This window comes from Ralstonia sp. 22086 (genome assembly GCF_052045975.1).
Classification (GTDB): domain Bacteria; phylum Pseudomonadota; class Gammaproteobacteria; order Burkholderiales; family Burkholderiaceae; genus Ralstonia; species Ralstonia wenshanensis.
On the sequence record NZ_JBQEPZ010000002.1, the window covers coordinates 153,353 to 177,110 of the forward strand.

Here is a 23,758-nt window from a genome sequence, read left to right on the forward strand (position 1 = left end):
GCACGTCCTGCGCTCTAATGGTTTGCACATCCATCCGGTTTGCTCGCGATTTCCCATGCACATCACGTCCGTGCCGTTTCCGCACTCGCCCGCCGACGATCTCTCGATGTGGTCGGCGCTTGCCTCGCAAGACGTGCTGGTGCGCCTCCAGACCCAGACGCACGGCCTGACGGAGGAGGCTGCCGCACAGCGCCTGCGTGAAAACGGCCTCAACCGCGTGGCCAATGGTCATCAAGAGGCCGTGCTGATTGAGTTGGCGCGCCGCTCGGTCAATCCGCTGAATCTGCTGCTCATCTCGCTGGCGGGCGTCTCGGCGGTGTTGGGCGATGTGCGGGCGGCGGTGCTGATTGCCGTCATGGTGGTGCTGAGCGTGGTGCTGGGCTTTCTGCAGGAGCATCGCTCGAACCGGGCGGCGGAGGCACTGCGGCGCATGGTGCATACCACGGCAACGGTACGTCGCATCGGTTCCGATGGCGCCGAAGCGAGCCAGGAAATCCCGATCGAGCAACTGGTGCCGGGCGATATCGTCCAGCTTTCGGCCGGTGACATGGTCCCGGCCGACTTGCGGCTGCTCAGTGCGAAGGATGTGTTCGTCAACCAGTCGGCCCTGACTGGCGAAGCCATGCCACAGGAAAAGCATGCGGAGCCTTCCGACAGTCATCCTGCGGCAGATTTCGACCGGCCCAACCTGTGCTTCATGGGCAGCGCCGTGGTGAGCGGCTACGCCACGGCCGTTGTCTTGACCACCGGGCACCGCACCGCATTTGGCCATGTGGCCAACCTGATTGCCGCGCAACGCGTGCAGACCAGCTTTGATCGCGGCATTACCCGATTCACGTGGCTGATGCTGACGTTGATCCTGGTGATGGCCCCCACGGTCTTTCTCATCAACGGGCTGACCAAGGGCAACTGGTTCGAGGCGCTGTTGTTTGCGGTGGCCGTGGCCGTGGGCCTGACGCCCGAGATGCTGCCGATGATCGTGACGGTCAATCTGGCCAAGGGCGCCATCGCCATGTCGCGCAAGAAGGTCATCGTCAAGCGGCTCAACGCCATCCAGAACTTTGGTGCGATGGATGTGCTGTGCACCGACAAGACGGGCACGCTCACGCAAGACCGCATCATCCTCAAGCATCACCTGGATTTGCGCGGTGAAGAATCCGACCAGGTGCTGGAGTACGCGTTTCTTAACAGCTTCTATCAGTCGGGCCTGAAGAACCTGCTGGACGTGGCTGTGCTCAAGCATGTGGAGCTGGAACAGCGCCTGGATGTGCATGCGCGGTTCCAGAAGATCGATGAGCTGCCGTTTGACTTTGAGCGCCGGCGCATGTCGGTGGTGCTGGCGCAGGACGACGGCACGCATGTGCTGATCTGCAAGGGTGCAGTGGAAGAAGTGCTGGCCGTCAGTGCGCGTTACATAAGCGGCGACGAGGCTGGCCCGCTGGAGGCAAGCCACCTCCAAGATACGCGGCAACTGGCGGAGAACCTCAACGCCGACGGCTTCCGTGTCGTGGCGGTTGCGTACAAGGAGATGCCGCACGAGCAAAGCCAGTACGCCGTGACGGACGAGTCGGGATTGACGTTGCTGGGGTATATCGCCTTTCTCGACCCGCCACGTGATACGGCCGCACCCGCCATTGCCGCATTGAAGGCCCGCGGCGTGGCGGTCAAGATCCTGACGGGGGACAACGCCATTGTTGCGCGCAAGATCTGTCGCGAGGTCGGGATTGCCGTGGAGCCCGTGGTGCTCGGGACCGAGTTGGCCGCCATGTCACCCGAGCAGATGGCCGAGGTGGCAGAGCGCGCATCCGTGTTCGCCAAGGTGTCGCCGGCGCAAAAGGCGGCCATTGTCGAGGCACTGCACCGCAGGGGCCACGTTGTGGGCTTCATGGGTGACGGTATTAACGACGGGCCGGCGCTCAAGGCCGCGGATGTCGGCATCTCCGTGGATAGCGCCGTCGATATTGCCAAGGAGTCCGCCGACATCATCCTGCTGGAGAAAAGCCTGGCCGTGCTGGGCGAGGGCGTGACGGAAGGGCGCAAGGTGTTCGGCAACATCGTCAAGTACATCAAGATGGGCGCCAGCTCGAACTTCGGAAACATGTTCAGCGTGCTGGGCGCCAGCCTGTTTCTGCCCTTTCTGCCAATGGCGCCCGTGCAGGTGTTGCTCAACAACCTGCTCTACGACTTTTCGCAAACCGCCATCCCGACCGACAACGTAGACGACGACTATCTCGTCAAACCACGACGATGGGAGATCGGCAGCATCTTGAAGTTCATGCTGTACATGGGGCCTGTCAGTTCGCTGTTTGATTTCGCGACCTATGCGCTGCTGCTCGGCGTCTTTCACGCGTGGGCCGATCCAGCGCTGTTCCAGTCCGGGTGGTTTGTTGAATCGCTGCTCACGCAGACGCTCATCATCCATATCATCCGCACGGCCAAGGTGCCGTTCGTGCAAAGCCGGGCGAGCACCGCCCTGGTGCTGACCAGCATTGCCATTGCCTGCGTGGGTATCGCCATGCCGTTGACACCGGTCGGGGCGCTGTTCGGCTTTACGCCGCTGCCGGCAGCCTACTGGCCCTGCCTGGCAGCGATCGTTCTCGTCTACGGCTTGTGTGCCTACGTGATGAAAGCCTGGTACGTGCGCAGATACGGTCTGGATTGAGCCGGTCGTGTCAGCCGGCCCGGCGCTCGGTTTGCGGAGTCACACCCAGCGCAGCACGCACTTCGGCGTCTTCCACCTGAGGAAAATCGGCGTAATACAAGCCGACCGCGCGGAAGCCCTGCGGCGCGTAGAGGCAGACGACCTCATCGGCCAGCGGTCGGATTTCCTCCAGGCTGTCTGGTGCCGCCACGGGAACGGCGCAGATGAGGCGTTGCGGATGGCGCTGGCGTATGGCGTGGAGTGCTGCCTTCATGGAGGCCCCGGTTGCCAGCCCATCGTCGACCACGATCACGACGCGTCCTTCTACCTCATACGGACCGCGGTTCGGGGTATAGAGCGCACGGCGCCGACGGATGACGTCCATCTGTTCGGCGCTTTCCTGTTCGAGGTATGTGGTGTCCGCGCCAATGCGGCTGGCATAGGGTGCGAAGTAAGTCCAGCCGCCTTCTTCCACTGAGCCGACAGCCAGTTCAGGGTTGAACGGTGCGCCGAGCTTGCGAACCAGCACCACATCAAGCTGACCGCCGAGTGCGTGCGCGATGAGTGCGCCCATTGGAACCGCACCCCGTGGGATGGCCAATACCAGCGGGTGCATGTCCCTGTACTTCTCCAGTGCCTGCGCGAGCATACGCGCTGCATCCAATCGATCTTTGAATCGCATGGGGCTACCTCGCGTGTCTGTGAGGTTGGGAGGTTGCACTCAGGTGGCGGACAAACCACGCCCGCGCCAGCTCGGCCACCTGTTCGAGCGCGCCTTCCTCTTCAAAAAGGTGCGTTGCGTGGGGCACCGTCTCCAGGGCTTTCTCGCAATGCATCTGGCTTAGAGCCTGCCGGTTCAGATCGAGAACGTCCAAATCGGCAGCTCCGACGATCAGTAGGGTCGGGCAGGCGAGTTTGCTTAGCGCACGTTGGCCAGCAAGATCGGGGCGACCGCCGCGGCTGACGACCGCCTCGATCGGGCAGGCGTCGTCCTGTTCGGCCGCCGCCAGGATCGCGGCTGCGGCGCCTGTACTGGCGCCGAAGTAGCCGAGGCGCAACTTGCGTTCGCGCGCGATGCTGCCTACCGCGTGTGTGGCTGTATGCAGACGCCGTGCCAGAAGGTCGATATCGAACCGGCACGACGCATGCGACGCTTCTTCCGCACTCAATAGATCAAAGAGCAGCGTGCCCAGGCCGGCGGCATGGAGCTGATGCGCAACGTACTGGTTGCGCGGACTGTGCCTTGAGCTTCCGCTGCCATGCGCAAAGATCACCAGGCCGGTTGCATTGCCGGGGCAGTCCAGCGTGCCTTCCAGCACTGCGTCGTCCGCCACGATATCCATGCTGAGAGAAAGCGGCTCGGGATTCATGGGAGATGTCTTCCTGAAGTGGGGTGGCCGCCGGATTACACGCTCAGCGGCGGCTGGACGCTACCGGTCATCTCGCGCTCACGCTCGTTATGAACAAGCCGGGCGATGAGGCTCCATTCGGTGGCCATTGCGCCGAGCACATCGTCCAAAGACAGCACGCCGACCAGCGCACCGTCGGACGTCACTCCGACACGCCGCACGCCGCATGAGAGCATCTCCTGCAACGCGTCGCTCAGGCTTGCCTCGAGCGGTACGTTGGAGATGCCCCGGCTCATCACATCGGCCACACAGGTCTGCGATGGGCTCACCCCAACCGCAACCGCATCAAGCACGATGTCGCGATCCGTGACAACGCCGATCGCGCGGGGCCCGGACGGGGTGTTTTCCGTCACGACCAGTGCACCGACATGCTTCTGGCGCATCTGCTGTGCTGCCTCCTGAAGCGTGCAGGAAAGCGGAATGTGTACTGCATTGTGTGAATAGACGTCCTGAACTCGCATGATGGGCTCCTTGGCGTGTTGATCAGGCGGCTTTTTCGGCTCTTGCCGTCGTGGAACGTGCCAATCCGTTCTTCTTCGCTTCGGAGTCTGGCGGAGCCATGAGGTTGAAGCTGTCAAAGAAGGCCTTCAGCGAATCGGAGGACGCGGCAAACAACTGTGAGGAAGAGGTTTGGCCTTCGGGTTGCTGCATCTGCTGGGTCCACTCCGTCAACCGACGAAAATAGGCTGCCTGCAGCTTGTTCGTGAACTCGGCCCAGGTCTTCAGTGCGTTGGCGCCGTGGCTTGATTGCATCTTCATGAAGATGCCTTGTGCAGTGGCCAGCGATGTCCAGTCATGCGTGCCGCTCAGTTCATGTTCGAGCTCACGCACATCCTCCAGCGCAGCCTCGGCCAGCTTGAGCCGGAAATGGGCCAGGTCGATCTGCGCCTCGAGCATGAAGCTGGCGGTGCGGCTCATCTCGCGCATGACGGCGCATGCCACGTTGCATGCCATATCAGCAGGTTGTTGCATTGTGATCTCCGGTGGGGTCTTGGCGGGCAGGTGAGGGGGGCCGCCGAATCAGGTGTCCATATGCAGCGTAGGCACTTTGCAGTTGTGTGCGTTGATGTGGCGCAAATTGGCGGCCGCGCGCGGAACACCATCGCTACGGTGCTTGATCTCAGGGCGCTTGGGTGCCTGAGCACGCCCAAACGGAATCACCGTTCTGTGCCTCTGATGTAGGGCACCACGTTGGATATCTCGCCGGGGATCACATGCGCTCGCTCTTCCACGTTGAGCGGCTGCTGTGTGGCGATCTGGGCATCCAGCACGTGCAGGTCCGCCTCCGATGCGTCGGCCCGGCTGCGCATGCGATTGCGGATACGCATGCGCAGCGTGTCGACGTCGGCCACGCAGTCCGCGATGGCCAGGGCCACGCCCAATCGGCGCGCCAGCGAGAAGAAACGTCGGCGCTGGCGCTCGGCCAGGAACGTGGCATCCGCAATCATCGGGAAGCCGGCGCCTACCCCCAGCTTGCAGACAGCGGCAAGGCGCCGATAGGTACGTTCGACTGCGCGCGGCAGGTAGCGGTCGACGGCGGCGGGATGCTCGACGCGCTGGCGTTCGACGTCGGAGCGCACGCGAATCATCCCTTCTGCTTCGGCAAGCTGTTCTGCGCGGGTGGATTTTCCGCTGCCAGAAAGGCCATGCATGAGAAGAATGCAGGCATCGTTTCGGCAGAGCAGCTCACTAGACAGGTTGAGCATGCGGCGTGCCTCGCCGCGCGGCCTGGCAACCAGATCGGGGGTTCCCTCCAACTGATGGGCGCGCTCCAGCAGCACACGGGCACGCACGAGCGCGCGCATCGATGCGTAGAAGGGCAGGACTGCCAACCCGCCATAGTCGCCGCATCGCTCGAGATAACGGTTGATCAGGCGATACGCCATCGCATGCAGGCCCGCTGCGAGCAAGTCCATGAACAGAAACGCCGTGTCGTACATGGTGTCGATCCGACGAAGCGACGCAGAGAATTCCAGGCAGTCGAACGGCGTCGGCTGGCCATGGATCAGTACGATGTTGCCCAGGTGAAGGTCGCCATGGCATTCGCGGATATGGCGGCTGCGCCGGCGTGACGCGAATGTCGCTTCCAGGCGACTTGCATGCTGACGAAGCAGCGCTACCGTGGCCGCTGCAATCTGGGGTTCCGTGGTGAGGGCAATCACCGCCGCTGCGCAGTCCTCAAGCGTGCGCTGAATGCTTGCGGGTGTGCCATCGTCTGAGCCTGAGCCGCAGGCAGGCGCGGTTGCGTGGAAGTCAGCGATCAGGTCGGCCAGTGCGTCGATCTCCCTCGCGCGGAGGCGCCCATCACGCGCCAATGCACTGAGCAAGTCCTGCTGGGCAAAGCGGCGCATGCAGACCGCGTACTCACAGGGCGTGCCTTGCCCACCGACGTGGAGCCCGCCCGTGGCCGGATCGTGCGATATCGGCACCACGCCAAGGTATAGCGCAGGAGCGAGGCGGCGGTTCAGGCGCCATTCCTCCTCGCAATCGATTTGCCGCGCACGGAGCGTCGAAAAATCGACGAAGTCCAGCTTGATCGGCTTGCGCACCTTGTATGCAAATTCTCCGGCCAGGAAGACCCACGACAGATGGGTTTCGATCATCTGCAGATCCGCAGCGGGGTGTGGATACGATGCTGCTTCGAGCATTCGCGTCACCAACGCTTCTGGTGGCTGCGAGCATGGAATGGTGGTGGCTTGTTCGGCCATACGCGGTTTTCGCCTCCGGATAGAGAAGGTCAATATCGCGCGGTGGCTGCCATGCGCCCTGACGTAGATCAACGTCCGCACGGGTCGGTTGCCTAGCATGGAGTCATCGTCTTCTTGGGGTTCCCCAATGAAAGCACTCGTCTACGAAGGGCCCGGCAAGATCACCCTTGCCGACAAGCCGAAACCGGTACTGCAGGCACCGGGGGACGCAGTGGTGCGCGTCACGTTAACCACCATCTGCGGCACCGATCTGCACAGCATCAAGGGCGCACGCTGGGCCACGAAGGCGTGGGGGTGGAGTCGGTCGGCGCTGCCTTCCGCAACGCCGCGAAGACTCAGGCGCTCAAGGTGATCATCGCCGCCTAGGCGGCCAAACATGTTCGATGGATTTTCAGTTTGATGAGGTGAATGCCATGAGCCAGACGATGCTCCTGTCTTATGACCCTGTGCAACATCTACTGCCGCAGTCAACGTCCCACGCGGCGCCAGCGGCAACCATTGCACTGGCGCCGCCGGTACTGGATGGCGGGAACACGTTGAGTGCTGCGCTGAGCAAGCGGAAAAGCGTGCGGGCGTTCGAGCCCACGCCGCTGTCACTTCAGCAACTGAGCGAATTGCTATGGGCGGCAAACGGCATCAACCGGCCGGAAATCGGGGGGCGAACGGCGCCATCAGCGCACGGCCTGAACGAGATCGACATCTACGTCGCCCTGCCAGAGGGCGTCTACGAATACGAGCCTGCGGCCCACCGCCTGCGTCTCAAGCATGCCGTGGACGCGCGCAACCTGACCGGATACCAGGATTTTGTGGGCAAGGCGCCGCTGGATCTGGTGTACGTGGTGAACCATGCGCGTGCAGACCAGATGCCAGAAGCGGTGCGCGAAACATTTTCCGGTGTGGCGGCGGGAGCGATCTCGCAAAACGTGTCGCTTTACTGTGCCTCGGCCGGGCTCGGCTGTGTGGTGCGCGGCTGGCTCAATCAGCGTTTTCTGGCAGAAGCGCTATCGCTCAATGAAGACGAAGTGCCGGTGCTGGCACAGACGGTCGGCCATCCGGCCGCTGAGCGGTGAGGTATGAAATGAACCAGACATGTCGTCTATTGCCGCGCTGCCTTCTAGTCGCGTGGGCGTTGGCCGCCAGCATGCACGCCGGTGCTGCTGGGGCTGATGCGGCGGCGGCTCCGGAAGTCCGCGTTCAGAACGAGATCGCCTATGTGTCGGGTGGCGTTGGCAGCGACGCGCGCGACACCATGCACGCAATGGCAAGCCGTTTCAACGTGCGGCTGAACGTGGTGTCGGCCAGAACCGGCGAGGCGTTGTCGGATGTGGATGTCTCGGTGGCGGACGATCGCGGAACGCTTCGATTGCGCGTGCGCACGGAGGGGCCGCTGCTGTATATGCGCTTGCCGCGCGGGCACTATCAGATAACCGCTGCGTACCGGGGCGTAATGCAGACCCTGAGCGTTCGGGCCGGTACAAAGCCGGTCGATGCCGTTGTGCGCTTGCGTATCGAACCGGAAACAGATCGGTGGCTCCTGTGCAAGCGCGATTGCCCCCGCGCTGGCGTACGTCCGACGACGCGATGAGGCCGTCATGACAATACAGCGCATTGCGCTCATCACCGGTGGTATGGGCGGGTTGGGTGAAGCCATTGCCGTTCGTCTGTACGCGCAAGGGCATTGCGTGGTGGTTACCCATTCGCTGGGCAACGCGCATGTGACCTCATGGGTGGCAGAACAGCATGCCTACGGGCGCCTGTTCCAGACGTTCGCGGTGGATGTGGCCGATTACAACGCTTGCCAGCGATGCGTATCCGACGTGCTTTCGACCGTCGGCCCGGTCGACATTCTGGTGAACAACGCCGGTATTACGCAGGACATGACTTTCAAGCGCATGACGCTCGAAGCCTGGCGGAACGTGCTGGCCACCGATCTCGACTCCGTCTTCAACATGACCAAGCCGGTGTATGAAGGCATGATCGACCGCGGTTGGGGCCGCATCATCAACATCTCGTCGGTCAATGGTTCGCGGGGTGCGTTCGGGCAGACGAACTATGCGGCGGCCAAGGCCGGCATACATGGGTTCACCAAAGCGCTGGCCCTCGAGTGTGCCGCAAAGGGCGTGACCGTCAACACGATCTCGCCCGGCTATCTCGCCACGCGAATGACCCGCGATATTCCCCGCGAGATCATGCAAGAACGGATTCTTCCGCAGATCCCGCTGGGCCGTCTTGGTCGACCAGAAGAGGTGGCGGCCCTGGTGGCTTTTCTCTGCGGCGAGGACGCTGCCTACATTACCGGTGCCAACCTGGCCGTGAATGGTGGCTTGCACATGCAGTAGCGCGCGTGCACAAGCACGATGCCTCAAGAGTGTGATTCTCGTTTGCCGTTGGCTTCGACGAGCATGCGTTCCACGTGCGTGAAGGCCTCGCGGAGCGCGACGTAGGGATCCTCGTTGGACGTATTGCTCGAAACATGCGTCTGATGCGGTGTGAACACGTGGACGTGGACGTCGAACGGCTTGCCCTGGTGCTGATGCTTGGCTCCCACGGCAAGACTGACGCGGCAGCGCATCAGATCGGCACGAATGCGCTTCAAGCGGTCTGCATGGTTGATAACCGCTTCTTCGACGGCCTTGGAATGCGGAATACCCTGGAAGGAAATGTCGACTGGGACGCTCATGGTTTGGCTCCGGTTGGTCTGGATACTGATGTGGAAATTCATGTGTTCATTCTTGATCGCACGATTTCCGGCACCTTGACTCGGATCAACCCGATGGGCACGAGGTACGACATGTTGCGGTGCAGATACAGAATGCCCGAGGTGGTGTGCGCGTGCGCTCGTCACATGGTCCGCTTCAACAACGGCAGCAGCGTGTCGAGCGAGTGCGCATTGAGCACGTCTGCCTGCCCCAGCCATGCGCGGCGGGCTTGCGTGACACCCAGGGGCAGGTTCGTCAGATCAGCCGGGCTGTGCGCGTCAGACGCAATGCTCACGAGCACGCCTTCCGCCTTTGCCAGGCGACATCCAACGTCGGACAGGTCCAGGCGGGAGGGCTGGGCATTGGCCTCAACGTAGCAGCCGCGCTGTGCAATGGCGGTCAGGACCCGCTTGAGGTCAACGTTGCAGGCGTTGCGCTCGCCAATCAGCCGGCCTAGCGGGTGGGCGAGGATGGTGAAGTGCGGATGATCGAGCGCACGAAGAATGCGTGACGTCTGTTGGTCGGCCGGCAGACTGAAGTGGCTATGGATTGCGCCCACGACAAGATCCAGGCGCCCCAGCACCGAATCCGGCAGGTCCAGTGACCCGTCCTCCAGAATGTCGACTTCAACCCCCTTGAGCAGCACGGGCCAACCCTCGTGTTCGGCGTTGAAGCGGTCGATGGCATCGGCTTGTGCGGCCAGGCGCTCCGCCGTGAGCCCATGGGTTATGCCAATGCGTGGCGAATGATCGGTCACTGCCAGGTATTGATAGCCCAGCAGGCGCGCCTGCGCCGCCATCGCTTCGAGGCCGGCGGTGCCATCGCTGGCCGATGTGTGGACATGAAGGTCCCCCTTGATGTCGCTCTGTTCAACGAGGGATGGTAGGGCGCCGGACTGCGCGGCTGCGATCTCGCCTTGGTCTTCGCGCAGCTCGGGGCAGATCCAAGGCAAGCCCACTGCACGGTAGACCGACGCCTCCGTCTGGCCGGCGATGCGCGCCTTTCCTCGGAAGACACCATATTCGTTGATCTTCAGACCCTGAGCCTGCGCAAGCTTGCGCAGAGCGATGTTATGCGGCTTCGATCCGGTGAAATACACCAGCGCCGCGCCGAAAGCGTCGGAGCGCACCACGCGCAAGTCCACCTGCATGCCGTTTTTCAGGACGACGCTTGCACGGGTGGGTCCCGCTGAGATTCGGGTAGCGACCTCGTTGTAGTGCACGAAGTGCTCAACGATCTGTGCGCGTTTTCTTCCCGTGATGAGCAGGTCCAGATCCCCCACGGTGTCTCGGCCGCGCCGGTAGCTCCCGGCAACGACGAGTTGGTCGACCAGGCCGCTCGCCAGCAGGTAATGCGTCAGTGCGTCGGCGCATGGCTTGGCGATTGCCAAACCATAACGGCGATCGCGCGCCAGGCGTGCGTTGAGGGCTTCGAGCAATCGCTCTTCGCTTCGGGGGCCAAAGCCATGCAGTTCGCGAATGCGGTGCGCCGCTGCTGCCCGAGCCAGCTCGTCCAACGATGTGATGCCCAGCTCGTGCTGCAAAGCACGGGCCCGCTTTGGGCCCAGCCCAGGCAATTGAAGCAGTTGAAGCACGTACGATGGAACCTCCGTACGCACACGTGTGAGCATGGCGCAGGTTCCCGTTTCGACGATCTCGCGCATTTTTGCCGCGAGGTCGACTCCAACACCTGGCAAGGCGGTCAAGTCGGCGCCGCGTGCCAGCATGGCGTCAACGCCTTCCGTCATGCCTTCGACCATGCGGGCAGCATTGCGGTAAGCGCGTACCCGAAACGGGTTGGCCTCCTCAACCTCCAATAAATCAGCGATTTCGTTGAAGATCGCAGCGATGGCCTGGTTCGCGGGGTACTGATAAGAAGCGGCCAATGGCATGGGTCATCCTCTTGCATGCAAGTCCCTCTATCGTTTCATCTGGCGATGCGGGGGCCTTGCGGCACATCAAACGGAATGCGTGGCTTTGCAGGATCAAGACACACTGTCGACCCGCCTTGCGCGAGATCAACCCGGCCAACGCGCGCGGCCGTATCGTGGGCAGAGATCAGGGGTGCCTTCATGATCAAGCTGCTCATCCTCACCAACGTGGCGGTGTTCTGTGCAGAGCTCTTTGCAGGAGACGAGCTGCTGCGTACCTTTGCTCTCTGGCCGCTCGGCATATCAGGGGCCGGCCTGCGGAGCGGATTCATGCCGTGGCAACCGCTGACATACGCCTTCCTGCACGCAAACGGGGCGCATCTGGTGCTCAACATGTTCGGGCTCTATATGTTTGGCCGCGACGTGGAGCGCACCGTGGGTACACCGCGGGCCTGGCTGCTCTACGTATCCAGCATCTTGAGTGCGGCCTTTGCGCAGATCGCCTTTACAGCCTTGAGCGTGCTGCCGGCGGGGCCGGTCATCGGCGCTTCCGGGGGCGTGTTCGGATTGCTTCTCGCGTATGCCGTCCTGTTTCCCAATCGCATGATCGTTCCGTTGATCCCGCCCATCCCGATGCCTGCGTGGGTGTTTGCAACGCTCTATGCGATCGTGGAGCTGACGCTGGGCGTGAGCGGAACCGAAGTCGATGTCGCGCACTTCGCCCATCTGGGCGGCATGGCGGGCAGCGGGGTGCTGCTTTGGCATTGGCTGCACGGCACACCCAGAGCGTCATAACCGGGGCGGGCCGGGCGATGCGCGCTATCCACTCTTCTTCGCAGGCACGGCTGATGAACACCTGGATCTTCTCGTTGTGTTGTGCACTCCTGATGCTTGCGTATCCGGCTGCCCACGCAGAGATGCCGGCCATGGAGCCACATGTGGTGGTGCTCGTCTATCACCGCTTTGCACCGACGGTGGATAGCACCATGACGGTTCGGATGCAGACGTTCGAAGCACATCTACAGGCGATCGAGGCGGCTGGTTATCGCATCGTGCCGCTCGCGGACATCCTGCGCTGGCACCAAGGCGAGCAAGATGCACTGCCGGGGAAGGCGGTGGTTATTACGGTGGATGACGGCCACCGGTCTGTGTACGAGACATTGTGGCCCGCGCTGCGCGGCCGGCACATTCCCGTAACGCTGTTTGTGTACCCGTCTGCCATCTCAAATGCCGCCTACGCAATGACCTGGCCCCAGTTGCGAGCGCTCGCCCGCACCGGGCAGTTTGACGTGCAGTCCCATACCTACTGGCATCCGAACTTCCGCGTGGAACGGATGCACCGAAGCACCGATGATTTCGTCAAGTTCGCCCGCGATCAGTTGCGCCGCGCAAAGGTGCGCATCGAGACGGAAATCGGCGTCCGCGTGCATTTGCTGGCGTGGCCTTTCGGCATCCACGATCCTGAGCTGGAGCGCATTGCACGAGAGGAAGGCTATACCGCGGCCTTCACGCTGGACGCGCAACCGCTGCGGGCGAGCCAACCCGCCATGGCACTGCCACGATACCTGATCACCGATGGCTGTGGTGCACGATGCATGACGAACATTCTCAATGCGGCCGAGGGCAATCATGAGTAGCCGTCTGCGCCTTTGGCTCGCCGCTGCGTGGCTTTCCTGCGCGCAGTTTGCCGGCGCGGCCGAGGTCAGGGTGGTAGATGCACAGACCCACCTTCCTGTGGAAGGCGCAATCACATTTGTTCAGGGCAAGAGCGGAAATGCCGATGTGGCTGGCCTGGTCGATATTCCAGCGGCGGCAGTGGATGCACGCGCGGTGGTCAGCGTCCGTGCCCCCGGCTATGCACGCGCGGAACTAGTGCTTGGCGGCCCGCAGCCCGCAGCCGAGATCGTGCTCAAGCAGATCAAGCCCCGAGCGGTCTATCTGTCGGTACAGGGCGTATCCAACAAATCCTTGCGCGATGCCGCCGTCGCCCTCCAGCGCGAGACAGCGATCAATGCGCTGGTGATCGATATCAAGGGCGACCGGGGCGATACACCGTACCCGAGCGCGGCCCGTGTGGCAGTCAGCGCCGCCCGCGAACAGAAGAACGGTGCAGCCCGCATCAACCAGTTCGCCGCCGTGATTCGGCAACTTCGTCTACGAGGCCTCTACCTGATTGCGCGCATCGTCGTCTTCAAGGACGACCCCTTGGCCCGGGCGCACCCCGAATGGGCCGTGCGGGACCGCGATGGAGCGCTCTGGCACGATCGTGAAGATCAACAATGGATCGACCCTGGCGTGGAAGCCGCCTGGGCCAGCTCGCTTGACGTGGCGGAAGAGGCTGCAAGACTCGGGTTCGACGAGATCCAGTTCGACTACCTGCGTTTTCCGGACGCCAATGGCTTGCAGTTCCATCAGGCCAACACGCAGGCACACCGGGTTGCGGCCGTGACGGGTTTTCTTGCGCAGGCGAGAGAGCGGCTGCGGCCGTACAACATTTACCTGGCAGCGGATATTTTCGGCTACGTCTGCTGGAACACCGACGACACCGCGATCGGCCAGCAGATCAACACGCTGGGCGCCGTGGTGGACTACATCTCGCCCATGCTCTATCCGTCCGGTTTCACATGGGGCTTGCCGGGTGTCAGGAAACCCACCGAGAAGCCCGGCGAGATCGTCTCGCACTCCCTGGCTGAAGCGAAGCGGCGCACAGGTTTGCCGGGGGTGAGATTCCGGCCATGGCTCCAGGCATTCCGGGACTATGCTTTTGATCGTCGTGAGTTCAATGCCGAGATGATTCGCGCCCAAGTCGACGCTGCTGACGCGGAAGGTACCAACGGATGGATGCTATGGAACGCGCGCAATCGTTACGATCCCGCCAACTTGCCGCGATAGCCGCGGTGCTGGCTGCGCTGTTGTTGGCGTGCATGCAGAGCGGGCGCGCCGAGCCAACCATCAGCACGCCAGGGCCGCTGGGCAAGCCTGTGCCCATGCACGAGCTGGAAGCCGTGGTAGCCGCGCAGATTGCCGATGCCAATGTGGCGGGGGCGGTGGTAGCCATCGGTGATGCCAGCGGGGTGCGCGAACGTGTCGCGCTGGGTCAGCGCACCGTCGGACGCGACGCTGAGCCGATGACTGAAGACACCATCTTCGATCTGGCATCCCTTACCAAGGCAGTGGCCACTTCCACGGCGGTGTTGCAGTTGGCAGAGCGTGGACGTTTGGACCTGGAGGCGCCGGCCGGCCGGTACTGGCCAGCCTTCGCGGACGGAGGAAAGTCGCGCATCACGATACGGCAGTTGCTCACGCACACGTCCGGCCTGCCTCCTGGCCTGGCAGCTCGTTCGGAACTGCGGGGCCCCGCTTCGGTGCTTCACGCGATCGGGATCATGCCGCCGATTTCTGAGCCGGGTCACCGTGTCATTTACAGCGATCTCAACTATGTCGCCTTGGGCGAGATCGTCCAGCGTGTCAGTGGGGTAGGACTTGATACATGGTGTGCGCAGCATATCTTTCGGCCGCTTGGCATGCGCGACACCGCGTTTCGTCCGAGCCGCAAGGCGATCACGCGCATCGCTCCGACCATCATTCGCAACGGACGATGGCTTCGCGGCAAAGTCCATGATCCGACCGCCGCCGCACTGGGGGGCGTCTCCGGCAACGCGGGCTTGTTCTCCACGGCGGATGACCTCGCGCTGTTCGCCAGGATGCTGCTCAACGGGGGCCGCGTTGGCGATCGCCGTATCTTGCAACCGGACAACGTTGCCCTGCTGTTGACGCCGGACGGTTCAGCTGCGGTGGAGGCGACCCGCACGCTGGGATGGGAAGTCCAGGCGCCGTTGATCCCCAATCGCTATCGCGCGCCGCGCGCCGGACTCCTCCAGCACCTGGGCTATACCGGAACCGGCTTATGGATCGACCTGGTCACGCGCCGATTCGTGATTGTGCTCACGAGCCGGCTGTATCCCGACGAGCAGGGTAACGCCATGCCGTTGCGTGAAGCCGTGCTGAATCTGGTATCGAACTCTGCGCCGCTGCTCTCGGGCGAACAGATCGCGGTGCGCGCCCCGACCATGGCCGAAGCGGTGACCAGTGCCGGCCGCCGCTTGCCCATGGCGGTCGGGCCCGTGCGATCAGGTATCGATGTACTGGAGGCCAACGGCTTCGCACCGCTCGTCGGGAAGCGGGTCGGCTTGGTCACCAACCACAGTGGCTTCGATGCGCAGGGGCGCCGGACCATCGATGTACTGAATGAGGCACCCGGCGTGCGGTTGAGCGCCATCTTTGCGCCTGAGCATGGCATCGGCACCGATCTCGATGCGCGCTTCGGTGACACGATCGATGCACGCTCCAATGTGGTTGTTCATAGCCTCTATGGCAACAGCAAGGACATACCACGCAGTGCGCTGGCTGATATCGACGTCGTGGTGTTCGACCTGCAGGACGCCGGCGTACGCTTCTTTACCTACCTTGCGACCCTGGGGGCGACGCTGGAAGCCGCAGCGAAGGCCCGCATTCCAGTGCTGGTTCTGGACCGTCCCAACCCGATAGGTGGCGATCTGGTTGGTGGGCCGGTATCCGATACGGCAGACCGGTCATTGACGAACTACGTGCCTCTGCCGCTTGTGCACGGCATGACGATCGGCGAGCTTGCGAGGCTGCTGAACGACCAGCTGCACATTGGCGCAGCGTTGCATGTGGTGGCCATGGAACAGTACGACCGCGCCATGCGCTTTGCCAACACGGGGCTGGGTTGGGTTCCGCCATCGCCAAACCTGCGGGATTTCGCCGCCTTGGAGCGATATCCGGATGTGGGGCTGATCGAGGGCGCGAATGTCAGCGTGGGCAGAGGCACGTCGGCGCCGTTCGGCATGGTCGGGGCACCGTGGATGGACGGCGCTGCGGTAGCGCGCGAACTCAATGCGCTGAATACGGGCGCTACCTATACGCCCGTCCATTTTGTGCCGTCAGAGGGGCCATACCATGGCCGCTCGTGCTCGGGTGTAGCGATCCACCAGACGTCTGCGCTCACGCACCCCGGTCGCATCGGTTTAGCGCTGGCCCGAGTGCTGTCGCAGCGCTATCCGCAGCATTTCAAGCTGGAGACGATCCGCGTGTCCGTGGGGTCCGAGACGGTCTGGGCAATGCTGCGTGATGGCGTTTCGCTGGACGCGATCGAGCACGCCTACATCGCCCAGACCGATGCCTTCCTTTCCCAGCGTGCGGCGTATCTGCTGTACTGAAGGAGGCAGCTACGCCGACAGATGGAATACGAAAAGGCAATCCCCGATGCTTCTACTTCGTCTGATTGCCGCCATCCGTATGTGGGTCACGTTTGGCTTTTGCGCCTTCCGTGTACGGGTCGAACTTGCCGCTCCTCGAGCCTTCCGTGTAGGGGTCACGTTTGCCCTTTGCGCCCTCCGTGTACGGGTCAAACTTGCCGCGTCTTGATCCTTCCGTGTACGGGTCGCGCTTGGCTTGTTTGGCGCCTTCCGTATAGGCGTCGCGTTTGCCCTTTGCGCCTTCCGTGTACGGATCAAACTTGCCGCTCCTCGATCCTTCTGTGTACGGGTCGGGCTTGGCCTGTTTGGCGCCATCCGTATAGGGATCTACCTTGCCGGCCCGTTGTCCGTCGCTGTTCGGTGCTGTGTCGGGCTTACCTTGTGCGTACGCCGACGTGGAGGCTGCTGCAGCGACGAGCAGAGCCATCATGAGTTTTCCGCGCATTTTTTGCTCCTGCAAACAAATCAAATTCAACCGCTGAATCAAAAATCGTTTCCATCCACTCTGTGTTTGCCCGATGGCTATTTCAAGAATAGGTAGCTGCCAAACACCCTCGTTGACAGGAATCAAGCTCTTCTCTTTCGTCGGCGCCGTGCATTGCACATTCCGATCGGCAGTCGCCAGCCATTCGGCCTGCGCGCCGTCACGCGCCTTGCGCGCTCTTGGGCCTCGTGCGCGGTTACGACGGCGTCCGGCCTTGCGTAGCCGATGCGGCTATCGCGTTGAAGGTGTTGACCAATGTTTGCCAAGAGTCCAAGGAGGCGATGAACAGTTGTGCAGGAGATGCAGCCGTGCCCGGCCGATGTTGGAACTGGTCGTTCCACTCCGTTGCTTGGCGTAGATATGAGCGCTGTGCGTCATTGAGGAGGTCGGCCCACTGGCGAGCCGTGTTTGCGCCTTGGCTGGCTTGCAGCTTCATATAGGCGCTCTGTGCCGAGGCCAGGCCACGCCAGTCTTTGACTGCGTCCAACTGGCCCTCCAGCTGGGACAGATTCTGCAGCGCCGTTTCCGCCATCTTGACGCGAAGGCGCGCGAGCTGAAGCTGGCTATCGACGAAGAACTCGGCTGCGCGGCTGGCATCGCGCAGGGTGGCGCAGGCAAGGTTGCAGACTGCTTCAGTAGGCTGTGGCATCACGATCTCCGGTTGATATGACTGCAGGGTAGGCACTTCGTCATTGCCAGAGTTGACCTGACGCAAGCCGCCAGATCGGCTTGCCGTACGCCCCTGATGGGGCGGTCATCGTGAGGCTGTTAGCTGCCTGGGCCAAAAGACCTGCGTCGGAGGGCGATGCGGCCCTCACTGCACTTGGTGAGAAGGCGGGCCGGTGCTTAGTCCAAATCCAATTCCGGATGGTCCGACAGGACATCGGCCCGGGCGCGGCACCCGCGCAAAGGGTCGTCCGGTCCAATCCAGGCCGCGCGCACGTTCGCGCAGACATCACGAAAACGCGCGGTGGTGATGCCCATACGGTTGGCCGCCGTGGCCCAGTGTGTGAAGACTTTCGAATGCACTGCCAGATACTTCTGGCGAACATCTGGCTCCCGCGGAAACATGCCATCCGCAGTGGAGAAGTCGGGGCACCTGAGGTAGAGGTTGAACCAGAAGAGCGCAGCATACGCGCGGAGAATCTCCTCCACTGACTGCGGACATTTCGGATCGAAGTTGGCGTGGGGGCACGGACAACTGGTCGCGCAAAAAAAAGTCGTATGCATGCTTGCGCGCCCCCGGTTAGCCGACGTGGTGGCGTTGCAAGGCCACGTTCTCCGCTCGCAGCGGTTTGGTGGTGGCTTCCACCGTAACCGACATGTCCAGTCCGACGACGCCGGGCAAGCGCAGCAGCGCGATCTTCAGATAGGCTAGCGGGCGGGCATTGCAGACGTGCCCGGCAACGCGAATACGCCCATGCTCCGCGCTGAGATGGATTGCGGTGGCCAACGTTGGGGCAAACCAGGAAGCGGCCGTTCTTGCCAGAACGGCAAGCGCCGGATCAGGGAGCTGACACGCACTGGCATCCGGAAGAAAGGCCGTCGCCAATGCGTCTTCGTTGATGTGCCGGGCGGGCGTCGCTCTGGAGCGCTGATGGTGGACGAAGGCGTGAGCGATCATGGCAAGTCCGGCGTGTCGAAGTGTCTTGTCATCACTGTAGAGGACGGTTTGGAAGCTCCCTTGATCGTGAGCAAAGCTTGATCCGTCGCCAGTGGGGTCATGAATGCTCGGGATGACCGGGGTTTTGCTACGCGTATCCGGCGTTGAACATGGCCGGGCTTGAAGCTTCATCCGGCCGGTCAACATAGCCTTCCCGCGCGTCGGCGATCATGCAATCCGTGGTCAACAACAGGGCGGCAATGGAGACGGCGTTCTGCAATGCCGTGCGTACCACTTTGACGGGGTCGACTACACCCAGCTCCAGCATGTCGCCATAGCGATCGGACGCCGCATCGTAGCCGTGCGATCCCTCCCCGGAGAGGACCTGGTGGACGACTGCCTGTGCGTCTGCGCCTGCGTTGGCTGCGATCTGCAGCATCGGCGCGGCCAGGGCGGTATGCACGATACGGGCACCGGCATGCTGCTCGGTGTTGGGTGCGCTCCATGCGTCGATTGCGGAGCGCGCACGGAGCAATGCAACGCCACCGCCGGGAACGATGCCTTCCTCAACGGCTGCACGGGTGGCGTGAAGGGCATCCTGAAAGCGGTTCTTGCGTTCGTGCAACGCGACTTCGGTTGCCGCGCCTACCTTGATGACAGCCACACCACCGCTCAGGCGCGCGATCCGGTGCTGAAGTTGCTCGCGGTCGTAGTCTGTCTTTGCGTCATTGAGTTGAGCCCGCACCTGGCCCACGCGGCGTTCCACCTCGGCCTTTGCCGTATCGGCGGCGATGAGTGTGGTCGAATCCTTGGTGGTTTCCGTTCGGTGTACGCGGCCCAGCTGGTCAAGCGTCGCGTGCTCGAGCGAAACGCCGGTCTGCGATGAGATGACGCTCGCACCAGTCAGCGCAGCAAGATCGGCCAGTTGTTCCGTGCGGGACTCGCCAAAGCCGGGCGAGCGAATCGCGCAACTCTTGAGCGTGCCGCGCAGGTTGTTGACCACGAGCGTGGCCAACGCTTCGCCTTCCACTTCGTTGGCAATGACCAGCAGTGGCTTACCGGTGCCGGACACGGCTTCGAGAACCGGCAGCAATTGGGCAATCGAACTGATCGTGGCATCGCACAATAAGACCCATGGTTCTTCCAGCACGACGGCCCGGCTCTCGGTGGTGGCAAAGAATGGCGATAGAAAGCCCCGGTCAACACGCGCGCCTTTTGCGATCTCCAACTGGTCTTCCAGCTTCGAGCCATCTTCCACACTGATGGCGCCGTCCTTGCCGACCTGCTCAACCGCGCGCGCCACCAGCGTGCCCACGGTTTGGTCTCCGCTGGCGGAAATCGTGGCGATCTGCCGCATTTCGTCAACGGTGGTGCAGGGCCGAGCCATGGCGTGGAGCTGCTGCGCAACCACAGCGCCGGCGGCCTCGATACCGCGCCTGAGCTGCATCGGGTCGTGTCCGGCTTCTACGTACTTCACGCCCTCCGCCACGATGGCGTGTGCCAAGGTGGTGGCCGTGGTGGTGCCGTCACCCGCGACCTCGCTGGTGCGCGCCGCTGCCTCGCACAGCAATCGGGCACCCATATCGGCAAAGGGCTCGCGCAATGAAATGGAACGCGCAACAACCACGCCGGAGTTGGCGACCATAGGCGTCATGCCCGGCCGCTCGATGATCACGTTGCGGCCGCCAGGCCCGAGCGTCACCTTGACAGCTCGGGCCAACAGGTCGATTCCGTTGAGCATCATCCTGCGCGCGGTTTGATGGAAGACGAGGGTGCGGGCTGTCATGGTCAACTCACGTTGGATGGAATGTGCCGCGGCGTGCGGTTTCGCTCACAGCAGCAGCGGGTGCCGCCGCCACGAGTGGTATGCGATGCACGTGCTGCTGCTTTTCAGGTTAGCCATGACGTCATATGCCAGTTTGGGCTGGATCAAAGGTTGCGCCATATCAACGCGCTTCGGCACGCATGGACCATTGTGGCTCTAGGGAAGCGAATGAACTCTCAAGGAGTCGGTCATGGTTCGGGTACACAGCCTCTTGTGCGCTGCGCTGGTTGCGGCGTCTCTCTTGTCGACAAACGCGGCATTGGCGCAGGCGCCCGCCCCCGAGCAAGTACGCCAGCCGAGCGCCGATTTTTGCGCGCAACTGCGCAATGCTCGGACACCGGCAGAGCGCCGCGCGTTGATGCAGCGCATGCGGGATATTCAAGGCGTGAATGAGCCTGATCGGCTGACGGGCCGGGCACGAGGTGGCAGGCATAGTGGGATGACGAACAGGCGCTCGTGGCGTGCCATGTACGAGATGGGCTGCCTGAATGAAGGTGCTTACGCCGCCCGTCCTATCCAACGTGTGCAAGGGGGCGTGGCCTATGTGTCAGGTGGGGTGGGACAAGACGAGGTGGACGCAATGCGTAGCGTTGCGGCGGACTACAACCTGCGCTTGACGTTCGTTGAGCAAGGGGGCGCGTACGTTTCAGATGTCGACACGCGTATTCGTTCTGCCAGCGGCGCGGTGTCCCTGGCTGTCGTATCGGAAGGCCCGCTGCTCTACGTCCGTCTGCCGAGCGGTAAGTATCAAGTCAGCGCGTCTTATAACGGCGTGGTACGGCAGGGCACGCTTGTCGTGCCCGCGCATGGTGCCGCCATGCGCACCATGACCTGGCCCCGCTGAATCACTTGCCGGCGACACGCGGCAGTTAAAGCAACCTTGAGTGGGCGAGGCACGCCGGCCGTCGGCGGACCTTGCCCTGCCGCTTCATTGATACATGCGTGGCGGAGCCGATTCCACGCGTGCCGTAAAGCGCGCGGCAAGTTCGCGGCCGAGCAGAATGCCGGCACTGAATGCGAGATCCCGGGACACATACCCCTCAGCGTTGGCCGCTGAAACCCAGGACGAGCATTTTCCATTGGATGAAACGAACCGGCATTCGCAATCCCAGCGCTTGTCGCTTCGCCGTTTTGTACGAACGTCCACCCAACCCCGCCCGGCATGAACGGTCAAGCTCATATGCCCCCCTTTGCTTCGATGATTGCACTCGATTGTTCACAGACCATTTCGCTTCGCAATACGAACTCGACATCTTTGAACGCATCGTGAAGTGCGACAAGAGCGTCGTCGCCGGAGGCATGGCCCGAGAGGTGGCGATGGTGGCGCGTCATCACGTCAATGTGAACCCTGACGGATGGGATAGGTAGCTGCTGGCGCGGCAGTTGAATCAACTTGACGCGGCAACGGGCGATCTCCACCTGAACGCTGCCAAGGCGGTTCGCCTGTTTGATGACAGCATCCTCAATCGCTTTGGAGTACGGAAAATCCCGAAATGAAATGTCCAATGCCAAAATCACGCTCGAACTCCTTGACCCAAAATCGGGCGCCGCCACGTCATCATGGGCAGCCGAGAATTTCAAGGTCAGTTCCTGTCAACCGGACGACGCAGCCGCAGCGTAGCGGCTCGGGCCGCGAGTAAAACCAAGGTGGGCGGAGGCGCGAGTCGTGCAACGAGTCGCTATTCGTCCTCCGCTGTTCTTGCAGTGCGTCGTCCGCTACATCAGCCCCCGTTGACGGGGATCGTCTTGGGCGTGGCTTGCGCCGCGTCTGTCTTGGGGAGCGTCACCGTCAACACGCCATTCTTGAAGCTGGCCTGGATCTTCTCTGTGTCGACGCCGTCCGGCATACGGAATGACCGCTCGAACGCGCCGAAGTGGCGTTCATGCAGGTAGTAGTCCTTTTGCTTCTCTTCCTTCTCTTCCTGCTTCTCGCCTTTGATCGTCAGGCCGCCGTTGGCCAGCTTGACCTCGACGTCCTTTTCTTCCATGCCGGGCAGATCGGCCTTGATCTCGTAAGCCGTGTCGGTTTCGACAACGTCCACGGCAGGCGCGGATGTCAATGCCCATTCACGCCGCCAGAATGGCTCGATATCGAGCGCCGCGCGATGAAATGGAAAGAGATGAAATCCGCGGTCGAAATCATCGAACACACGCGCAACCTCTTGCCGAAGGTTGTCAAAAGCGCGCCAGGGTTGCATGGCGCCAGGCTGCTTGTTCGAAGCTTCCGCGCCGGTCTTCACGGCAAGTTTGGTATCGGATTCAGCCATGATGCTTTCTCCTGTGGGGGGTCTGGGAGAAACCATTCTGGACGCCGATGCGGACAGCATCTTGATGGACGTCAACCGATCGATGCCGGCGATGCGTTGCCACATGGTCTTTGGGCACATCGAGTTCGGCTGGAGATCACGCAAACGGTCCCGTCGTTGCCGGAGCAGGGTTGGCGAGCGTTTTGGTGACCGCCGTGTTCGTCACAAACAGCACCGTCACGTTCCTGACCTTGATCAGAGAAGCCGGGTGCCAAGCGTTGTATGGGAATCCACCCGCCGCCTACCATGAAATAGTGGGTACGCAGATCCAAGGGATACACAATGATCAAGGTGCTGATAGCGGACGACCATGCCGTCTTTCGTGAGGGATTGGGCCGGATCCTGAGCGATGCTAGCGATATCGAGGTTGTTGGTGAGGCAGTCGATGGTGCATCCACCATCGATCTGGTGCGCCGTACACCTGCCGACGTCATCGTGCTGGATTTGTCGATGCCCGGACGCAGCGGCATTGACCTGATCGCCCAGGTTCATCGGGACGTTCGGCAGCTCAAGATCCTGGTCCTGACCATGCATGCCGAGGACCAGTACGCGCTACGCGCATTCCGAGCCGGTGCCGTCGGCTATCTGACGAAAGAGGGTGCCGTCAAGGAGCTCGAGAAGGCCATCCGCAAGGCCGCATCGGGCGGTACGTACATGACGCAGGCCGTGGCAGAGCTGCTGATACACAATCTAGGCGACCCCGCAGACAGACTGCTTCATCAGCGGCTCAGTGACCGCGAGTTCGATATTTTTGTGCGTCTGTCGAGAGGCGATTCACTGGCGACGATTGCGCACGATCTGTGCATCAGCAAGAAAACGGTCAGCACGTACAAGGCGCGCATTCTTGAACGAATGAACTTGCCGAATGATGTCGCCTTGGTGCGGTACGCGCTCACCCATGGGTTGGTATGAGACTGGCCGCAGCGATGCCGAA

At 62.3% G+C, this 23,758-nt stretch carries 24 protein-coding genes and 1 pseudogene; 11 read left to right on the forward strand and 14 right to left on the reverse strand.

Annotated features, from left to right (window positions below; translation table 11 throughout):
- The first annotated feature begins 55 nt into the window (after positions 1 to 55).
- Positions 56 to 2,662: a magnesium-translocating P-type ATPase gene (gene mgtA, locus ACTJK6_RS09810; RefSeq protein ID WP_440838872.1), complete on the forward strand. Its 2,607-nt coding sequence runs from the start codon at positions 56 to 58 to the stop codon at positions 2,660 to 2,662.
- 10 nt (positions 2,663 to 2,672) lie between these two features.
- On the opposite strand, the gene ACTJK6_RS09815 is transcribed toward mgtA, so the two are convergent.
- From ACTJK6_RS09815 to ACTJK6_RS09835, 5 genes are all read right to left on the reverse strand, one after another.
- Positions 2,673 to 3,323, reverse strand: a complete 651-nt coding sequence (locus tag ACTJK6_RS09815) for a phosphoribosyltransferase (RefSeq protein WP_440838873.1) — start codon at positions 3,321 to 3,323, stop codon at positions 2,673 to 2,675.
- 4 nt (positions 3,324 to 3,327) lie between these two features.
- Positions 3,328 to 4,011 (reverse strand): dienelactone hydrolase family protein, encoded by a 684-nt coding sequence (locus ACTJK6_RS09820; RefSeq protein WP_440838874.1) that lies wholly within the window; start codon positions 4,009 to 4,011, stop codon positions 3,328 to 3,330.
- A 35-nt stretch (positions 4,012 to 4,046) separates the two neighbouring features.
- Positions 4,047 to 4,511: a CBS domain-containing protein gene (locus ACTJK6_RS09825; RefSeq protein ID WP_260801725.1), complete on the reverse strand. Its 465-nt coding sequence runs from the start codon at positions 4,509 to 4,511 to the stop codon at positions 4,047 to 4,049.
- Between the two features lie 22 nt (positions 4,512 to 4,533).
- A complete protein-coding gene (locus tag ACTJK6_RS09830; protein ID WP_322018344.1) occupies positions 4,534 to 4,968 on the reverse strand; it encodes a hypothetical protein in 435 nt (144 codons plus the stop codon).
- Positions 4,969 to 5,207: 239 nt separating this feature from the next.
- On the reverse strand, positions 5,208 to 6,698 hold the full coding sequence (locus tag ACTJK6_RS09835; protein ID WP_440838876.1) for a bifunctional aminoglycoside phosphotransferase/ATP-binding protein: 1,491 nt from the start codon (positions 6,696 to 6,698) through the stop codon (positions 5,208 to 5,210).
- Between the two features lie 187 nt (positions 6,699 to 6,885).
- Here ACTJK6_RS09835 and ACTJK6_RS09840 point away from each other — a divergent pair.
- From ACTJK6_RS09840 to phbB, 4 genes and pseudogenes are all read left to right on the forward strand, one after another.
- Positions 6,886 to 7,073 (forward strand): annotated as a pseudogene (locus ACTJK6_RS09840) (alcohol dehydrogenase); the annotation flags it as partial.
- 98 nt (positions 7,074 to 7,171) lie between these two features.
- Positions 7,172 to 7,828, forward strand: a complete 657-nt coding sequence (locus tag ACTJK6_RS09845) for a nitroreductase family protein (protein ID WP_440077195.1) — start codon at positions 7,172 to 7,174, stop codon at positions 7,826 to 7,828.
- 71 nt (positions 7,829 to 7,899) lie between these two features.
- Positions 7,900 to 8,343, forward strand: coding sequence for a hypothetical protein (locus ACTJK6_RS09850; protein WP_433868011.1), 444 nt, complete (start codon positions 7,900 to 7,902; stop codon positions 8,341 to 8,343).
- Positions 8,344 to 8,350: 7 nt separating this feature from the next.
- Positions 8,351 to 9,097, forward strand: a complete 747-nt coding sequence (phbB, locus tag ACTJK6_RS09855) for an acetoacetyl-CoA reductase (protein ID WP_316871028.1) — start codon at positions 8,351 to 8,353, stop codon at positions 9,095 to 9,097.
- A gap of 23 nt (positions 9,098 to 9,120) precedes the next feature.
- Here the strand turns inward: phbB and ACTJK6_RS09860 are convergent, their stop codons facing one another.
- Positions 9,121 to 9,438 (reverse strand): HPF/RaiA family ribosome-associated protein, encoded by a 318-nt coding sequence (locus ACTJK6_RS09860; RefSeq protein ID WP_232040258.1) that lies wholly within the window; start codon positions 9,436 to 9,438, stop codon positions 9,121 to 9,123.
- Between the two features lie 161 nt (positions 9,439 to 9,599).
- Positions 9,600 to 11,348 (reverse strand): DNA polymerase/3'-5' exonuclease PolX, encoded by a 1,749-nt coding sequence (gene polX, locus ACTJK6_RS09865; RefSeq protein WP_440838877.1) that lies wholly within the window; start codon positions 11,346 to 11,348, stop codon positions 9,600 to 9,602.
- Positions 11,349 to 11,528: 180 nt separating this feature from the next.
- On the opposite strand from polX, the gene ACTJK6_RS09870 reads away from it, so the two are divergent.
- From ACTJK6_RS09870 to ACTJK6_RS09885, 4 genes are read left to right on the forward strand one after another with little or no spacing between them, the layout of a single operon-like run.
- Positions 11,529 to 12,122 carry a rhomboid family intramembrane serine protease gene (locus ACTJK6_RS09870; protein ID WP_322018349.1) on the forward strand — a complete coding sequence of 198 codons (594 nt, stop codon included), beginning with the start codon at positions 11,529 to 11,531 and terminating at the stop codon, positions 12,120 to 12,122.
- Positions 12,123 to 12,175: 53 nt separating this feature from the next.
- On the forward strand, positions 12,176 to 12,964 hold the full coding sequence (locus tag ACTJK6_RS09875; protein WP_440839305.1) for a polysaccharide deacetylase family protein: 789 nt from the start codon (positions 12,176 to 12,178) through the stop codon (positions 12,962 to 12,964).
- Positions 12,957 to 14,219 (forward strand): putative glycoside hydrolase, encoded by a 1,263-nt coding sequence (locus ACTJK6_RS09880; RefSeq protein WP_440838878.1) that lies wholly within the window; start codon positions 12,957 to 12,959, stop codon positions 14,217 to 14,219. The genes ACTJK6_RS09875 and ACTJK6_RS09880 overlap by 8 nt, the downstream gene beginning before the upstream one ends.
- A complete protein-coding gene (locus ACTJK6_RS09885; RefSeq protein ID WP_440838879.1) occupies positions 14,174 to 16,567 on the forward strand; it encodes an exo-beta-N-acetylmuramidase NamZ domain-containing protein in 2,394 nt (797 codons plus the stop codon). Before ACTJK6_RS09880 ends, ACTJK6_RS09885 begins: the two co-directional genes overlap by 46 nt.
- Positions 16,568 to 16,619: 52 nt before the next feature.
- Here the strand turns inward: ACTJK6_RS09885 and ACTJK6_RS09890 are convergent, their stop codons facing one another.
- The 5 genes from ACTJK6_RS09890 to groL all read right to left on the reverse strand — a co-directional run bounded on the left by ACTJK6_RS09890 (position 16,620) and on the right by groL (position 20,479).
- Positions 16,620 to 17,177 carry a hypothetical protein gene (locus ACTJK6_RS09890; RefSeq protein ID WP_440838880.1) on the reverse strand — a complete coding sequence of 186 codons (558 nt, stop codon included), beginning with the start codon at positions 17,175 to 17,177 and terminating at the stop codon, positions 16,620 to 16,622.
- Positions 17,178 to 17,286: 109 nt separating this feature from the next.
- Complete coding sequence (locus ACTJK6_RS09895) at positions 17,287 to 17,739, reverse strand: hypothetical protein (RefSeq protein ID WP_440838881.1); 453 nt, start codon at positions 17,737 to 17,739, stop codon at positions 17,287 to 17,289.
- A gap of 197 nt (positions 17,740 to 17,936) precedes the next feature.
- Positions 17,937 to 18,320 carry a hypothetical protein gene (locus tag ACTJK6_RS09900; RefSeq protein WP_316871021.1) on the reverse strand — a complete coding sequence of 128 codons (384 nt, stop codon included), beginning with the start codon at positions 18,318 to 18,320 and terminating at the stop codon, positions 17,937 to 17,939.
- Between the two features lie 16 nt (positions 18,321 to 18,336).
- Positions 18,337 to 18,714 carry a hypothetical protein gene (locus ACTJK6_RS09905; RefSeq protein WP_440838882.1) on the reverse strand — a complete coding sequence of 126 codons (378 nt, stop codon included), beginning with the start codon at positions 18,712 to 18,714 and terminating at the stop codon, positions 18,337 to 18,339.
- Positions 18,715 to 18,841: 127 nt separating this feature from the next.
- Complete coding sequence (gene groL, locus ACTJK6_RS09910; protein WP_440838883.1) at positions 18,842 to 20,479, reverse strand: chaperonin GroEL; 1,638 nt, start codon at positions 20,477 to 20,479, stop codon at positions 18,842 to 18,844.
- Positions 20,480 to 20,957: 478 nt separating this feature from the next.
- Between groL and ACTJK6_RS09915 the strand changes: the two genes are divergently transcribed.
- Entirely contained in the window at positions 20,958 to 21,362 is a 405-nt protein-coding gene (locus tag ACTJK6_RS09915; RefSeq protein WP_232039458.1) for a carboxypeptidase regulatory-like domain-containing protein, read from the forward strand.
- A gap of 332 nt (positions 21,363 to 21,694) precedes the next feature.
- Here the strand turns inward: ACTJK6_RS09915 and ACTJK6_RS09920 are convergent, their stop codons facing one another.
- Both ACTJK6_RS09920 and ACTJK6_RS09925 read right to left on the reverse strand, forming a co-directional pair.
- On the reverse strand, positions 21,695 to 22,099 hold the full coding sequence (locus tag ACTJK6_RS09920; RefSeq protein ID WP_440838884.1) for an HPF/RaiA family ribosome-associated protein: 405 nt from the start codon (positions 22,097 to 22,099) through the stop codon (positions 21,695 to 21,697).
- A gap of 140 nt (positions 22,100 to 22,239) precedes the next feature.
- Positions 22,240 to 22,785, reverse strand: coding sequence for an Hsp20/alpha crystallin family protein (locus ACTJK6_RS09925; RefSeq protein WP_280928261.1), 546 nt, complete (start codon positions 22,783 to 22,785; stop codon positions 22,240 to 22,242).
- 321 nt (positions 22,786 to 23,106) lie between these two features.
- Between ACTJK6_RS09925 and ACTJK6_RS09930 the strand changes: the two genes are divergently transcribed.
- A complete protein-coding gene (locus tag ACTJK6_RS09930) occupies positions 23,107 to 23,736 on the forward strand; it encodes a response regulator (protein ID WP_440838885.1) in 630 nt (209 codons plus the stop codon).
- The last annotated feature ends 22 nt before the right edge of the window (positions 23,737 to 23,758 follow it).